The 14,832-nt window shown below is 58.7% G+C and carries 11 protein-coding genes and 1 pseudogene; 7 read left to right on the top strand and 5 right to left on the bottom strand.

The genetic code is table 11. The annotated features are described in order from the left end of the window. The first annotated feature begins 198 nt into the window (after positions 1–198). Positions 199–750, top strand: coding sequence for a cupin domain-containing protein (locus tag ACSQ3H_RS27470; RefSeq protein ID WP_436120239.1), 552 nt, complete (start codon positions 199–201; stop codon positions 748–750). 280 nt (positions 751–1,030) lie between these two features. Then, positions 1,031–2,149 carry an LCP family protein gene (locus ACSQ3H_RS27465; RefSeq protein WP_436120238.1) on the top strand — a complete coding sequence of 373 codons (1,119 nt, stop codon included), beginning with the start codon at positions 1,031–1,033 and terminating at the stop codon, positions 2,147–2,149. Between the two features lie 73 nt (positions 2,150–2,222). On the opposite strand, the gene ACSQ3H_RS27460 is transcribed toward ACSQ3H_RS27465, so the two are convergent. The 3 genes from ACSQ3H_RS27460 to ACSQ3H_RS27450 form a co-directional block, all read right to left on the bottom strand. Beyond that, the gene (locus ACSQ3H_RS27460; RefSeq protein WP_436120237.1) at positions 2,223–3,401 is read right to left on the bottom strand and encodes an acyltransferase family protein; all 1,179 of its coding nucleotides are present in this window, start codon (positions 3,399–3,401) and stop codon (positions 2,223–2,225) included. A 146-nt stretch (positions 3,402–3,547) separates the two neighbouring features. After that, complete coding sequence (locus ACSQ3H_RS27455) at positions 3,548–4,414, bottom strand: SMP-30/gluconolactonase/LRE family protein (RefSeq protein ID WP_436120236.1); 867 nt, start codon at positions 4,412–4,414, stop codon at positions 3,548–3,550. Positions 4,415–4,704: 290 nt separating this feature from the next. After that, positions 4,705–5,691, bottom strand: coding sequence for a dienelactone hydrolase family protein (locus ACSQ3H_RS27450; RefSeq protein WP_436120235.1), 987 nt, complete (start codon positions 5,689–5,691; stop codon positions 4,705–4,707). Positions 5,692–5,993: 302 nt separating this feature from the next. On the opposite strand from ACSQ3H_RS27450, the gene ACSQ3H_RS27445 reads away from it, so the two are divergent. Beyond that, positions 5,994–7,514, top strand: a complete 1,521-nt coding sequence (locus tag ACSQ3H_RS27445) for an FAD-dependent oxidoreductase (RefSeq protein WP_436120234.1) — start codon at positions 5,994–5,996, stop codon at positions 7,512–7,514. Positions 7,515–7,790: 276 nt separating this feature from the next. Here the strand turns inward: ACSQ3H_RS27445 and ACSQ3H_RS27440 are convergent, their stop codons facing one another. After that, entirely contained in the window at positions 7,791–8,261 is a 471-nt protein-coding gene (locus tag ACSQ3H_RS27440; RefSeq protein ID WP_436120233.1) for a cupin domain-containing protein, read from the bottom strand. A 333-nt stretch (positions 8,262–8,594) separates the two neighbouring features. Here ACSQ3H_RS27440 and ACSQ3H_RS27435 point away from each other — a divergent pair, with 333 nt between their 5' ends. The 3 genes from ACSQ3H_RS27435 (at position 8,595) to ACSQ3H_RS27425 (ending at position 13,097) form a co-directional block, all read left to right on the top strand. Then, positions 8,595–9,347 carry a protein-L-isoaspartate(D-aspartate) O-methyltransferase gene (locus ACSQ3H_RS27435; protein ID WP_436120232.1) on the top strand — a complete coding sequence of 251 codons (753 nt, stop codon included), beginning with the start codon at positions 8,595–8,597 and terminating at the stop codon, positions 9,345–9,347. Continuing rightward, on the top strand, positions 9,344–11,821 hold the full coding sequence (locus ACSQ3H_RS27430) for an SAM-dependent methyltransferase (protein ID WP_436120231.1): 2,478 nt from the start codon (positions 9,344–9,346) through the stop codon (positions 11,819–11,821). Before ACSQ3H_RS27435 ends, ACSQ3H_RS27430 begins: the two co-directional genes overlap by 4 nt. A 709-nt stretch (positions 11,822–12,530) precedes the next feature. Then, the gene (locus ACSQ3H_RS27425; RefSeq protein ID WP_436120230.1) at positions 12,531–13,097 is read left to right on the top strand and encodes a hypothetical protein; all 567 of its coding nucleotides are present in this window, start codon (positions 12,531–12,533) and stop codon (positions 13,095–13,097) included. A 286-nt stretch (positions 13,098–13,383) separates the two neighbouring features. On the opposite strand, the gene ACSQ3H_RS27420 is transcribed toward ACSQ3H_RS27425, so the two are convergent. Beyond that, positions 13,384–13,776 carry a hypothetical protein gene (locus ACSQ3H_RS27420; protein WP_436120229.1) on the bottom strand — a complete coding sequence of 131 codons (393 nt, stop codon included), beginning with the start codon at positions 13,774–13,776 and terminating at the stop codon, positions 13,384–13,386. A gap of 383 nt (positions 13,777–14,159) precedes the next feature. Here ACSQ3H_RS27420 and ACSQ3H_RS27415 point away from each other — a divergent pair. Further along, positions 14,160–14,765: pseudogene (locus tag ACSQ3H_RS27415) on the top strand (IS6 family transposase); the annotation flags it as partial. Positions 14,766–14,832 lie beyond the last annotated feature (67 nt).

Raw genomic sequence — 14,832 nt, 5'->3', positions numbered from 1 at the left:
GGCGCTCAGGCGTTGCTCTCTTCCGAAACTCTTATAAATTTCCAATAGATAGCCTTCACCAGCCGCGCAGTGTCTGAATTCTCAGTATTGCAGTTAATTTGAGAATCCTTGCGACTTCATTCTCACGTTAAGTGCAGCAGTTCAGCGTGAACGGCCACATTCTTACAATAAAGTGCAGGGCGACAAGAACGCTTTGCTGTGCGCATCTTATCGAGTGACGTGAATGAACGTTACACAAGTGTGGAGATCGTCGCGCAAGGGTCCGGTCCGCCTCTACACATTCATCACAACGAAGACGAACATTTTATCGTTCTCGAAGGAACCGTCCGTTTTGCTCGCGGCGCTGAATTATTCGATGCCTCTGCTGGGGAAACTGTGACGATTCCCAGAGGGGTAAAGCACGCTCGGGCCGTAAGGTCGGGAATGCCAGCCGCATGTTGCTTACGTTTTGCGCCGGGCGGCTTCAAAGAGGCTTTTAGGGCTCTCGCGGTAGCGTCACTAAGCGAGGCAGAATCTATACTGGCTCGTTACGGATGCACGATCGAGGGCGGGGTCGCTCTTGGAAAGCTCTATCAACACGATAATCCGGCCATCCTATCTTCACTATGCTCCCACTGGAGTGTGGGCTTTTGGCCAAAAACCGACCTTCTTCTATGCTATGACAACGAAGCCATCACCTATCGGCACTGGGTACAGCACCAATCGCTTTCCGCGCGGGCCATTGATATCGAGTTCCACCATTCGACATGATCGGTCGATACCGGTCCGTTGGTATATCCGCTCTATGAGTCTTGCGCGAGATTCTCCCCCGGTTCGAGCAACCTTCCACGAACCGACGCGGAATAAGTGGGTCGTCGCCCGCTTGCTGTCGAGCAGCCCCGGAGAAAGCTGCTCCTGCGACGGCGCCGCTGCGACTGCGTTGTCCCTTGCGTTTTAGATGCGTATGACTAGAATCCTATTTGGCAGGATATGTTGGGTTCGGGCAAGCCCCTGCCAGATGCAGTTATCGGCCCTCTTGCTGGAGAGTCTCGTGAGCAGTGGGTTGATCGACGAGCCGCCGGCACCCGAGGACAAGTCCCCGTCCCGCCGCCGCCGGCTGCTCAGGTTGCTCGCCATCGTCACCGTCATCATGCTGGCCGTGGCCGCCACGGTGTGCGGGGTGTACGCGAAGCTGACCGGCAACGTCAGGCACATCGAGGTCACCCGCGAGGATCTGGGCGACGCCCGCCCGGCCAAGGCGCCGACCGCTGCGCTGAACATTCTGATGCTTGGGTCGGACCAGCGAGGCGGCAAGAACTACGCCGGGGAGCGTACGGATATCATCATGCTCGCGCACCTGTCCCCCAAGCGGAACCACGCGGCCGTGATCAGCTTCCCGCGCGACTCGCTGGTCCAGCTTCCCGCCTGCCGCTCCCGAGAGGGGCTGCCGGGCCAGCAGAGGCACCGCGGCATGATCAACTCGTCTTTCAACTTCGGCGGCATCGGCTGCACTTGGAAGACCATCGAAACGCTCACCGGCATCCACATCGACCATTTCGTCAAGGTTGACTTCACCGGCTTCAAGGGCATGGTGGACGCGATCGGCGGGGTGGACCTCTGCATCCCCGAGCCGATCCGCGACAAGTATGTCCAACTCAACCTGCCCGCAGGGTGGCAGACGCTACTGGGTGAACAGGCGCTGGGGTACGTCCGGGCCCGCCACAGCCTCGGTGACGGGTCCGACATCGGGCGCATTCAGCGTCAGCAGGACTTCGTCGCCGCCATGGCGAAGAAGGCGATGAGCGGCGAGACCCTGACCGACCCGGCCCGGCTGTTTGGCTTCCTGGACGCGGCCACCAAGTCCGTTTCCACCGACCCCGACCTCACCCCCGGCATAATGAGAGACCTCGCGCTCAGCCTGTCATCCGACGAAATCCCCTTCATCACCACGCCCTGGCGCTATTCCACCGCCTACCCCGGCCGTGTCGAGTGGCTCGAAGGACCGGCCAAGAAGCTGTTCCGGTCGATCGCCGCTGACCAGCCCCTCACCAGCTCCAAGGTCAGGGACACCCAGCCCACCGTGCCGCTACGCACCAAGACGGACACCGTGCCCTACTTCCCCGAACCGCCAACGACGACCGCGCCCTGCACACCGGACCCGGCGAGCTAGGCCAGCGACCGCCCGTTCACGAGCCCACTTGTCCGCCCGACACGCCTGTCGCATAAGCCAAAGGATCCCTCGCTTACGCGGCTCGATGGCTTGGCTTGAGCGAAGGGCGAAAGCGCTTGAGGAGTGTCTTTCCCAATCTGATACCGTACGTCTCGATTGTTCTGTGCAGCCCCCAGCTGATGATATAGACGGGTGGAGCTGTAAGTACGACCGCTAGCAGCACGCGATATTTTTCCGTCATCCCGACATAGGCGGGGAGCGTAGAAAGAATTCCTACAATCGGAATCATCAAAAGCAGATGAACCAGGTAGACACTGTACGATGTGTCGCCAAGGAAACGAAGTGGTCGCCAGTCAAGCTTGCCGACGAAGTCTTCGATCCACGGTTGGCCGAAACGTGTGGCAATCCGCTTGTGAAGTACCAGGAACCCAAACCCAAGTGCGATAGCACCCTGTGTAGCGGCATACGTCGCCGACTTCGCCCCGAGGATTATACCCGGCACAAGCACCAACATCGCCAACGAGCCAAGGAAGGCAGATCGCCTATCAGCGTAAGACGCCGCTGCTGCCAAGAGCATGCCGGTCAGGAAGACATCGATTTTCAAAGCCAAATTCGCTGGCATCGGATAGGCGTCAAAATAGGCCGGTGCAATCATCTGAAGGGCAAAAGCAACGGCAAGGATCGCCAGTGCAGCTGTGGCTGCCCCAACCCTCGCCCAAAGAAGCATTATGATCGGGAAGGCTACATAGAACTGCATTTCCAGACCAATGCTCCAATCGGGCAAAGGTGTGCGAAAACTGTATTCAGGAAGCAGACCAAACAAGAATGATCCGTGAACAAGTGCGTTCAACGGTGACTGGTCAGTGTATCGAAGCATCGCGGTTGCCGTTGAAGGCCAAACTGTAGCAATCTGCTCACGCCAGTCGCCGACTGAGTTGCCGATGATAAACGAAACGAGCAGAAGAAGGTAGAACACAGGAGCGATCCTGAAAAAGCGTCTCAACCAAAACGCTCGCCACGTGCTCGGCGCTCCCCAAGGCTCAACAACTGAGCGCTGGACATAATGGTGGCTCATAAGGAAGCCTGACATCATCATAAAGAGATCGACCGCAAAACCGCCTTCGGAGATGATAGGCCAATGAACCGCATTCAGCACCGCCGCGTGCGAGGCAAGAACCCAAAACGCAGCCAAACCTCGGACCGCATCAAGGTATGGTAGATGTTTGGCATTCAAGGATGCTGAGGTCGACATGGCGGATCCTTGCTGCAGTGCGAAGGCGTAGTTGATCGAACGTTTGCAGTGCAGCATAGGGTCACATGGGCGTCAATAGCTAACGCTAGGTTTATTTCCCAATTGCCGCTTGGCCTTTCTGCGCAAGCCTCTTGCCCGCGTCTCGTTCAATCCACTCGAGTCGCGACGAGTTTGCCGTCCATCATCATCGGGATGATTGCCAGTTTCTCACCTTCCATGAATTCCAGATCGGCGCTGCCTTGATTGAGGTCCATCAGTTGGTCGACCTTTCCATCCGGATGAATGCGAAAGAGCGTCCCCGCGACCCAATCGGTGACGAGCCAATTTCCGGCCCCGTCGGGCTCGAGACCATCAAGATTTCCAACTGGCTCGCCAGGCCCAACATCTGAGATCGCCTTCGTGTTCAGGTCGATCGTGATCAGATGGCCGGGTGTCTTTGACGAAAAATCCGGTTGGATATCGCGGCCCCAGCCGGCGACGAGAAGGCGACCATCTTCGACGCGCAAGCCGTTTGGGTGCAGAAGGTCTTCACTCTCGACCCAGACGGAGAGAGCATCATTGTCCAGGACATAAATCCTGTTCGTCAGCATGTCGGAGACAAAGACACGACCGGCCTCGTCGACAGCGGTATCATTGAGGAACTGAGCGCCTTCTGCCGCCCACGTTCCTGTTACCTGACCGCTCTCTACATCGACGGACCTAAGGCGATCGATGTCAGTGACGAAAAGCGTATCTCCTTTCATCACCAATCCCTTGGGCGCGTCGAAGCCCTTCACCCACTCGGCAGTCTTTAACTTACCGTCCGGCGAAACCTTCGAAAGGTATCCGATGCCATCCTTTCCCGTGGGCTCGCCAACAATGTTGGTGACATATAAGACGTTGCGCTTGGCATCGAAGAGCACGCTCTCAGGGGTCTTGAACCCGTCGAGCGACCAGACCTCCTCAGCAGTTGCAGACGAACCCGCCATTCCCAATAGAAGAATAGAAAATAGCCATGACTGGAACCTGATCATAATAACCTCCCTGTTTTTTGTTTGGCGGTTTTTAAGAGAGAACAACCGCATATTGCGTGGCACTTTTCGCAAGACGTGGAATTGGTCTTTCGACTGTTCCAATGAGCGATCGGCCACACGCCACGTGATATCGGCTAACTTAGCCTTGCGGCCTTACAACTTCGGCGATAACTCCCTACTCCAAGTGCAAGGTCTTGAAGTCGTATTGCGGACCAAATGACGCCGGTCATGCCAGTGAAACGGTAACCGTAAGGCTTCGTTGCCGCGTCTTCTTGCCGGAAGAGCATTTATTAGATCAGTTGAGGCGAAATACTTCGGTCAGGAACGCCTTCACCGCCCCCTGTGCCCGCCTCGGTCGCCGCTTCGTCGAAGCCCGCAGTCGTACCGAGTTCCACGCAAGCGTCGTTGTAAGTGAGGGGCTTGCCAGTCTCGATGTTGATTATCTTCCCGTCGTCTTCGCGGTGCTGGCATTTGCGCGCCGTTTGCGCGTTCTGAACTATATAGCCCAACGGATTGATCGGGTCATCGAAGGAATGCAGCGCACCTGGATATTCTGTCATAGTGGCATCCTTGCCGGCCGCGCGAAGCCGCTCGATGTAGGCGCGGCAGGGAGCGATCAGGGTCCAGTCATCAGCCGCGCCGTGAAGTTCGCGGATTGGTGCGTCTGCAATATCGAGTTCACCGTCAAGCTCAATGTTGCATGCCGGGTAGACTGGAAGGTGTGCGGCGATGCGCGCTCCGGTCGGCCAGTAAAGAACCTGGAGGCGCCGCATGCTTGAGGAAAGCGCTGCGAAGCCTCCACGCGAAAAGCCCATCACCGCAATGCGTGACGGGTCGATGCGCGGGTGTGCCGCCAGCACATCGACGGCGCGATAGGTGTCGTAGATCTGCGCGAACAGACTCAACTGCGACTCGTTTTTAGTTGCCCGGTATATGCCGCGCCCGCCAAAACTGTTGAGGCGGAACGTAGCGACTCCCATTTGGTTGAGAAATTCGCGCCACCCCAGCGTCGAACCAGTCTTGTGTCCGTCGGAGCCGTGCAACAGCACAACTGCCGGCAGGCGCGCGTTCCAATTGGGAAGCCGGAGCTGGCCGGTGAGCATCACGACCACGCCGTTCATCTTTTCACCATGCAGGAACTGCTCGTCCGTCAGAGTGAGCGACGGCACCTTCAGTGTTTCGTCGGGCGGGAATTTATGCCGGGCCTCCTCTGCATGTCCGTGCGAAGCGAGCAGCGCCAGGATGAACAGACAAGTGACCGTTGGAAAGCCTCCCATGGCAAAGCACCTCCGGGCTCGCAGCGCCCAGTCTAGCACGTTTCGGTTGCAAACAAAAAAGGACAGCCGCCCAAACGGTGAACAGTGGACGGGTCCTGGCGAACCGACCCGTTTTATGGTCGAAACTGCCAGCAGAAGGGCGTAGCCGCTATATGTCTGCTTTTGGAAAAAAGGAGGCACGGTTGATCGATTGTAGGGGCGCTTTTATCCCAGCATAACAGGTCGTAATATGCTAAGGCCTAACTGACAGCCATCTGCATGGGCTTCAAGGCTGCCACCTGTTCGCTATCGAGGAGACACCCATGGTTGAAAACCAGTCCCCAAGCGGCCCCGACCTGACACAGGGCGTTCCTGTTACTGCCCTCGACGGAGGGAAGCTCCTCGGTCATGTCGGGCAACAGGATGTTCTCCTTTTGCGCGTGGCGGACGAGATATTCGCGATCGATGCTTACTGCAGCCACTATCACGGACCCCTCATCGACGGGCTGGTGGTGGAAAGCACGGTGCGCTGTCCCTGGCACCACGCATGTTTCGATCTGAGCAGCGGCGAAGCTATCCGCGCGCCAGCTCTAAGCTCATTGTCGTGCTGGCGCGTCGACAAGCAAGACGGGAACATCTTCATTCAGCACAAACGCGATGACCAAAAACAGGCACAGCCATCGCAATCGGCCGCGCCGGAAAGCATCGTCATCATCGGTGGTGGTGCAGCGGGTTTTGCCGCGGCAGAAATGCTTCGCCGGCGGGATTTCCAAGGCAGCATTGTTATGCTGAGCGCGGACTCTGCCGCTCCCGTCGATCGACCGAACCTTTCGAAGGATTATCTAGCGGGCAGCGCGCCCGAAGAATGGGTGCCGCTGCGGTCGGACAAGTATTATAGCAAGGCGAAAATCGACCTTCGCCTTCGGGCGGAGGTCACCTCCATCGACACTTTGTCACAAGATGTCGTGACTGCCAGCGGAGACAAGATTCCCTATGATCGACTGCTCTTGGCAACAGGCGCAGAACCAGTGCGCTTGACCATACCCGGCGCGGATCAGCCGAATGTCCATACGCTGCGCACACTCGATGACAGCCGCGCCATCGTCACTGCCGCTAAGAGCGCTCGACGTACCGTCGTGATAGGGGCCAGCTTTATCGGACTCGAGGTCGCCGCTGCCCTGCGCGCACGCGATATCGAAGTTCACGTCGTCGCTCCGAACAAACGGCCGATGGAGCGAGTTCTCGGGCCGGAGATGGGGGATTTCATCCGAGCACTTCATGAAGAGCATGGCGTCATTTTTCATCTCGAAGACACGGTAGTGGCAATTGAAGGCTCAAATGTTCGGCTCCGGAGCGGAGCCGTGCATGAAGCCGATTTCGTTGTTGCCGGCATCGGGGTACGGCCGCGCCTTGCACTGGCCGAGCAGGCTGGCCTTGCTATCGACGACGGTGTCGTGGTCAACGCCTATCTAGAAACAAGCGTGCCGGGAATTTATGCGGCAGGCGATATTGCGCGCTGGCCTGATCCGCATTCCGGTCAAAGCATTCGTGTCGAGCATTGGGTGGTCGCGCAACGCCAAGGGCAGATCGCTGCACTCAACATGCTTGGACGGCAGGAAAAGTTCGAGGCCGTGCCTTTCTTCTGGAGCCAGCACTATGACATCCCGATCAACTACGTTGGTCATGCAGGAACATGGGATGAGATTGTCATCGACGGCGATATCAAAGCGAAGGACTGCACGCTGCAATACAAAAGCGGCGGACGGGTTCTTGCCACAGTCACCATTTACCGGGATTTCGAAAGTCTAGAGGCCGAAGTCCGGATGGAGCGCGAAATCGCTTAAAGTGCCACTCAGTGACCCGTCATCCTTTTGCTTATGCGATGATGGCGGGTTTTGGCGCAAAGCGCCCGCTGGTTCCCCCACCGGTCTCAGCCCACAGTTCGATCTGTTCTGCAATGTGGATAGCGTCGTCGACGCAAAGCGGACACAATCCTGCAACGTACTCGCAGATTTGGAAATTAAGCCGCTGGACACAATTGCCCGGCTTCGAATTCCACAGTTTGCACTGCACCCGCCGCGCTCGGCGGCGGGGCAGTTGGCATTCAAGCCCGCGGCTGGCTATTGCGACTTCTGAGGATCGTCCGCCGGGTTGACATACTTGAGGCCCCACGGGCCATTGGTGGTGATTTGGACGACAGTCTCCTCGTCGAAGTAAACGAAATGCGCCATGCTGGGCGGCAGCGCGAAGAAACTGCCCGCAGGCAGTGCCTTGGCGGCGCTCCGATCGGCGGTTTCGCCCATTCCAAGATTCGCAGCCCCTGATATGACCGTGACCACCTCATCCGCAGGATGCGTGTGTGGTGGGATCGCATACCCAGACGGCACTTTGAGCCGAAGGGCAAACAAACCTTCCTTGGTGGGATCGCCGAACAAGACCGCCGCTTCTGCTCCGGCAGGAAGCACTTTGGGGGCCGGGACCCACTTGACATCATTGGGAGCGACCATTGTCTGCGCATCCTCTGCCGAGGCAAAGGAGGCGATTCCGCAGAATCCGATCCAGCCGATTGCAAATATCGATGCGATTTTCATGACAAACCTCCCTGTGTCGCCGGGCCTTCCACCCCCGGCTGCGCGCCGGGGCAGGCTCGCGAAACGTCCAGAATAAGTCCGCGGACACGTCTAAGCAAGCGCTCCTCGGTCACCGATCGAACTTCGGCAAGTGTCGATCCGTCGCGTTCAACTTCTTGATTTCAGGGGGGAAGGTTCTGCAAATCATCGAGAGTGAGGTAGCGCGCCACATTCCGTCAGCGCCATCGCTTTGTTGTGAGGTCTCAAGCTGGAGAGCGGCTGAGAGCCGAGCGAAGTTTGTTCAAAATTGCCTCCGCCGCCACTATACTCGGCATTGTAGACGGGAGAGAGTTCATGCGTCCCCTAGCCCAGTGCCAAGCGTTACTGGCCGCGGTTCTCGCGAGCGCTGCCGCCGTGGTTTCGACATCCGCACCCGCTCAGGATCACCTCGCCGAGCGTGCGGCGATGATCGAAACGATCAAATTGCACGCCCGCTCAGCGCCGTCAGCGGTCGAGGGCCAGGGTATCGATCCGGAGGTGCTGAAGACGATGGGGAAGGTGCCGCGCCACTTTTTCGTACCCGAGGAGCAGCGCGGCGCGGCCTATCGAGACCGGCCACTGCCGATCGGATACGGTCAGACGATCTCGCAGCCCTTCATCGTCGCGCTGATGACCGACTTGATCAACGTCGGGCCTGGTGACGTTGTCCTCGAGATCGGCACTGGCTCGGGCTATCAGGCAGCCGTCTTGTCACCGCTCGCAGCGGAGGTTTACTCGATTGAGATCATACCGGAACTGGGCGAAAGGGCGGCAGCCCGACTCGCGGAGCTCCGCTTCGACAATGTCGAGGTGAAGGTAGGCGACGGTTACTATGGTTGGCCTGCGCACGCGCCTTTCGACGGCATCGTGGTGACCGCCGCTGCCAGCCACATCCCGCCGCCGCTGGTCGAACAGCTCGCCAAGGGGGGCCGTATGGTCGTCCCCGTGGGAGGTCCCTTCGCGACCCAGTTTCTCATGCTGGTCGAGAAGCGACGGGACGGAAGCATCACGACCCGGCAGCTGCTGCCGGTGAGCTTTGTGCCGCTGAGGGGCGGTAGGGCCCGATGAGAGCGGGGCACCTGCTGCCGGTCAGTCTCATATCGGCGGCGACCCTTGCCCACGAAGTGCTGCTGATGCGGCTCTTCTCGATCATTCAGTGGCATCATTTTGCCTATATGATCATAAGCATCGCGCTTCTGGGCTTCGGCGCGAGCGGTACATTCGTTGCGTTCGCCCGCCGCCCCCTGGTGGAGCGGTACCCGGCCGCTTTCGCAGCGTCGGCAGCGCTGTTCGGCATTACTGCAGTTGCCAGCTTCGCCGGTGCCGAACGCCTGCCGTTCAACGCGCTCGAGATCGTCTGGAATCCGGGGCAGCTCGGTTGGCTCGCGGCCAGCTATGCTCTTCTGATCCTGCCGTTCTTTTTCGGTGCAACCTGCATCGGCCTTGCCTTCAGCCGCCATCCTCGCGAGATTGGACGCGTCTATGCCTTCGACCTGGTCGGCGCAGGGATCGGTGCGCTGGGCACCGTCGGACTCTTGTTCCTGGTCTTTCCCTCTGCTGCGCTGCGCTTCGTCGCAGCGCTAGGATTCGCGGCGGCTGCCCTCGCCGCGACGGGCATGGCTCGCCATCGGTGGCTCGCCGCGGGCAGCGGGCTGGCAGCCGCGGTCATCGCGGTGTGGCTACCACCATCCTGGACGGCCCCCGGCCCGTACATGTCGCAGTACAAGGGCCTCCGCATGGCTCTCGAAGTGCCGAACGCGCGTGTGGTCGAGGAGCGGTCGAGCCCGCTCGGACTGCTGACGGTCGTCGAGAGCCCGGCCGTCCCTTTCCGGTACGCGCCGGGCCTCAGCCTCGCCAACACCCAAGAGCCGCCCGCGCAACTCGCCGTCTTCACCGATGGCGACAGTATTACGGCGATCACCGCCTATGGCGGCGATCCGGCGACGGGCGCTTATCTCGACCGGACAACGGCGGCGCTCCCGTACCGCATCCTTGAGCGGCCGCGAATGCTAATCCTCGGTGCAGGCGGCGGCGAGCAGGTGCTGCTGGCGCTGCGCGCCGGAGCCGATACCGTGGATGCTGTAGAGGTCAACCCGCAGATGATCGACCTGGTTCGGAATCGCTTCGCCGACTTCGCCGGCGGCATCTTCAGCCGACCGAACGTGCATCTGCATCTAGCCGAGGCGCGCGCCTTCGCTGCGACTACTGGCGAGCGTTACGACCTGATCCAGATGCCGCTCCTTGACTCCTTCAGCGCGGCGGCGGCCGGCGTGCAGAGCATGCATGAGAACTACACCTATACCGTGGAGGCACTGCGGGATTACCTAGCGGTGCTGAGACCGGATGGAGTCATCGCCATCACGCGATGGCTGCGGGCGCCGCCGCGCGACATCCTCAAGCTGTTCGCCACTGCTACCGCAGCGCTTGAAGCGGATGGCGTGGCCGAGCCAGGCCGGCACCTGGCGCTGATCCGGAGCTGGAACACTTCAACCCTGCTCGTCGCCAAGTCGCCGTTCACGGGCGAAGACGTCGCTGCCATCCGCGGCTTCGCGGCCGAGAATTTCTTTGACATCTCCTGGACGCCGGGCATCTCCGCGAGCGACGTGAACCGCTACAACCAGCTCGACCAAGAATATCTCTACGAGGGAGCCGTCGCTCTCCTCGGCCCTGAGCGAGCCGACTTCACCGAGCGCTACAAGTTCAATATTGCACCAGCCACTGACAATCAGCCCTATTTCTTCGACTTTTTCCGCTGGCGCGCCCTGCCCGAACTTCTGACGCTGCGCACCCAAGGTGGAGCAGCGATGCTCGACTGGGGTTACCTGATCCTGGTGACGACGCTCGTCCAGGCCGCGATCCTCAGCGCCGTCCTGATCCTGCTGCCGCTCTGGCTTCGCCGGCGCGCACTCGGGAGAACCGTACACCGGCTGCGCTTCGGGCTCTATTTCCTTGCCTTGGGCCTGGCCTTCCTCTTCATCGAGATCGCCTTCATCCAGCGCTTCGTGCTGTTTCTCGGCCATCCGCTCTACGCTGTCGCTGTCGTGCTTGCGGGTTTCCTTGCCTTCGCCGGTCTTGGTAGCGCCGTAGCCGCACGCTGGATGGCGGCGGTCGGACGCGGATCGGCGGTGCGTGGCATTGCACTCGCCGTCGTGGTGATCGCATTCCTGGCTGCCACCTACCTGCTCGCGCTGCCCTTAATATTCGAACGGCTGCTGGCACTCCCGGATGCCGCGAAGATCGCGATCGCACTCCTCCTCATAGCGCCGCTCGCCGTCTTCATGGGCATGCCGTTCCCCCTCGGCCTCGGCTACGTCGCCGCACGCTCGGAGGCGTTTATTCCCTGGGCGTGGGGGATCAATGGCTGTGCGTCGGTGCTGAGCGCGATCCTCGCCGCACTGCTTGCAATGCATGTCGGGTTCACTGGCGTCGTGACGATCGCCACCATCCTCTATCTTGTCGCCCCGGCCCTACTCGCCGGGTCGTGGGATCGATACGATCAGCAGACGTCGCAAGGCTTTGTTCCAGATCGGAACCGTTCCTGATCCCGTCAGGCGGGTCGGCGGCAAAATCCTGTTTGAGTGGTGAGTTGGGCTTGTAATAGAGTCCTTCAGTCTGCGCGATGGTCAACTCATCCGCGTCCTGGCATGCCGGCGTCAACTCGAGAGCGGATTGTGCGCTGAGGGCATTCGCTTCGAAAATACTTGCCGCTTTGATCGACGGTACAGCACGAGGATAGGGATCCTTCACCTCGCCGCGCTCCCGTGTCATCTACGCCGATTGCCCATTCCGGGGGAGCCAGCCGCTTATCGTTTTGTGGCGGAGCTTACCCGTATCTTTCATTTCTTGCACATCTACATGCCCATCGGGCGATTCCAGGAAGGCATCGAAAACTTTTCGAACATCGCGCGATTTTGTTGGGCAAGGGCGGCTAGCTGATTTCGAAGCGGAACGGACTACAGCAAGGCCCGAAAAAATACATCTTTAGATGGGCAGCCAAGTTGTCACAGATACCGCAACACGGAACAGGAGTATTCTGTCCCTTGCTAATCGAGATGGCGACCAACCCCCACCATGCCATCGATTGGCCAGACATTCCTTCGCTACATGATCGCGCCTTTGTCAGCCTCACTGACCAAGAGTTTTCGCGAAAATTGAAGCGCGACCGGAGGCTGATTGTATTGCAAATTCGCCGAGGGGTGCCGCCGCAGTACTCAATCAATCGGGCCGCATCCGCAGATAAGGGAGGAACCAATGAAACCCGTAAACCCGAGCATGATCGCCGCCCCCGCCGTAGCGCGGACACTGGTCAAAGCGGCACTTCTCTCCGGAGTGCTCATGGCCTTTGCCCCCGGGATCGTCCTCGGACAACCGATCGAAAAGAAGGGGACCACGCCCTATGTGACGCATTTCATTTTTCGACCTTTGATGAACATTGACATTGCCGATCTCGGCACTGCCACTTCGCTGGAGGCGATCGGCACCACGGAAAACATGAAGGGAGAGAAAATGTTCGACAAGATGTCAGCACATTGCACAGCGCTGAGCGTAGCGTCGGGCGACAAGAAATATATCGACGGCGCCTGCGTGCTGGCCGACAACGACGGTGACAAGATTTTCTCGACCTTTGATACGCGCGACCTCGACAAGTCGCAGCCAGAGATGGGTTGTGGCACCCATATCATCACCGGCGGCACAGGCAAGTACGTGGGAATTACCGGGAGTGAGCCATTTGCTTGCATAGCAATGCCGGCACTGGCTGGTCCCGGCGGCTACACTGCGATGGACATCCCGCATAACACGACCTGGGAGATCAAATGATAGGAGCCTCAGTATCCCCAAAGCCGGGTGCCAAACCCGACAACGTTGAATGAGAGCCCAAGCAACAGTCCGGCTTTCTTTTTCTACCGATTGCATCCGCCGGCACCATGACGATCTCGGACTCACGATGGTGCAGCAATGAGCTTCGGCCATTGCTTGTCGATAAGCTCGCACGCGTATCGATAAACGTTTGCGTCGCAGTTCCATCCGGCCTTTTCCGGCGATGGTGTTTTTTACCCCATTCCGGCCTCTGCAATAATCGTTTTTGCGGTCGCGAGTTTTTGCCTCATCGCGCAGCGACAGCATCAAGAATTCGTCCGATTTGGGGCCGTGTGTACACCTCGACCGGATGCCGGTCACGATTGCCGTCGTGATAATATTCCCCGGAATCAAAGGCGAGATAGATTTCCCAGAAGATATGGGGGCGTTGCTCGTCGTTAAAAATCATTACTGAATAAATGTCGTTGACGACGGCGTCGCAAAATTCAAACGATAGCTCCGAGGCGTTAAAACCACGTGCCAGTTCAATTGCCAATCGATCGTAGAGGTCTTGCCTGGGCATACCCGCAGAGGCAGCCCATTTCAGAATATCGAGATTGGTGAGACTAAGACGCTCACGCCATGTGGCACCGTCCGGATATCTGTCGTGCAGCTCGGTGAGTAACTCGTCAAACGTCATATCGTCGAACTCCTTTTGTCTTCGAGAGTTACGCTGTCCCCCAATGAAGCCGCTCATTTCGCCCAGACATACCATAGCAAGGCGGACGCGACCGTGACTCCTCCGCGCGAGGAACACTTTTTCGCGCTCCAAACTCGTCGATGCGAAGAAAGCCGAGACGCTCGGGCCACCGTGCCTTATCTAGTCAGATTAGCAGCAGTCGGTCTTCTTCAGCTCGCAGCTGGTCCGCCTGTTAGAAACCCGGCCGCGTCTCAGTGACGGCATCTCGCGGACGCTCGAGGGGATCGCGGGTGTAATTCTGGTGCTCATTGCCGGGCTCTGTCGCAAACCGTTTCATAACTTAGATTGGCTTATGTGCTTTCGATGATTTTCGGAGGTGCGGTATGTTCAAGAGTCGCCATTTCGACCAGTCCGTGATCCTGCTGTGTGTACGCTGGTATCTGGCTTACAATCTCAGCCTGCGCGATCTCGAAGAAATGATGGCTGAACGCGGTTTGAGCGTTGACCATTCCACTGTGCATCGCTGGATTATCCACTTCTCGCCAAAGCTGCTTGAGCGCTTCAATCGGGGCAAACGCGCCGTTACCGGCAAATGGCACGTCGATGAGACGTATATCAAGGTTCGCGGTCAATGGATGTATTTGTATCGCGCCATTGACAGCGTCGGGGACACCGTTGAGTTCTTCTTCAGCAAAAGCCGTGATCTGCCTGCGGCCAAGCGCTTCTTCAAACGAGCATTGGAGCGGCATGGCCGGCCGGATCGCGTTGTTATCGACGGCAGCCAGACAAATCGCAAAGCGATCCGTTCCTGTGATACGACTAACCGATTGAAGGCAAAGGCCGGCAGCGGGACCAAGCGTATCAGGATCAGGTCGAGTAAATACCTCAACAACCGGATCGAGCAGGATCATCGGCGCATCAAGCGCCGTGTGCGATCAATGCTCGGTTTCAAGTCTGAGGCAACCGCAGCCATTATCTTGGCAGGCATCCGAACGTACTCGATCCAAACGGGTATTTTCACCAAGCTGTTGTGGCAAGGTCTTATTCTTAGCGTCC

This window comes from Phyllobacterium sp. LjRoot231, assembly GCF_964253365.1.
Lineage (GTDB): Bacteria > Pseudomonadota > Alphaproteobacteria > Rhizobiales > Rhizobiaceae > Phyllobacterium.
The sequence above is the reverse complement of the archived record's forward strand: the minus strand, read 5'-3'. Positions and strand labels throughout refer to the sequence as shown.

What these genes read in the sequence shown, in the direction of transcription:
- ACSQ3H_RS27455 (WP_436120236.1), bottom strand. Translation starts at nt 4,414, where the DNA reads ATGATCAGGTTCCAGTCATGGCTATTTTCTATTCTTCTATTGGGAATG.
- ACSQ3H_RS27435 (WP_436120232.1), top strand. Translation starts at nt 8,595, where the DNA reads ATGCGTCCCCTAGCCCAGTGCCAAGCGTTACTGGCCGCGGTTCTCGCG.
- ACSQ3H_RS27450 (WP_436120235.1), bottom strand. Translation starts at nt 5,691, where the DNA reads ATGGGAGGCTTTCCAACGGTCACTTGTCTGTTCATCCTGGCGCTGCTC.
- ACSQ3H_RS27425 (WP_436120230.1), top strand. Translation starts at nt 12,531, where the DNA reads ATGAAACCCGTAAACCCGAGCATGATCGCCGCCCCCGCCGTAGCGCGG.
- ACSQ3H_RS27420 (WP_436120229.1), bottom strand. Translation starts at nt 13,776, where the DNA reads ATGACGTTTGACGAGTTACTCACCGAGCTGCACGACAGATATCCGGAC.
- ACSQ3H_RS27460 (WP_436120237.1), bottom strand. Translation starts at nt 3,401, where the DNA reads ATGTCGACCTCAGCATCCTTGAATGCCAAACATCTACCATACCTTGAT.
- ACSQ3H_RS27430 (WP_436120231.1), top strand. Translation starts at nt 9,344, where the DNA reads ATGAGAGCGGGGCACCTGCTGCCGGTCAGTCTCATATCGGCGGCGACC.
- ACSQ3H_RS27445 (WP_436120234.1), top strand. Translation starts at nt 5,994, where the DNA reads ATGGTTGAAAACCAGTCCCCAAGCGGCCCCGACCTGACACAGGGCGTT.
- ACSQ3H_RS27440 (WP_436120233.1), bottom strand. Translation starts at nt 8,261, where the DNA reads ATGAAAATCGCATCGATATTTGCAATCGGCTGGATCGGATTCTGCGGA.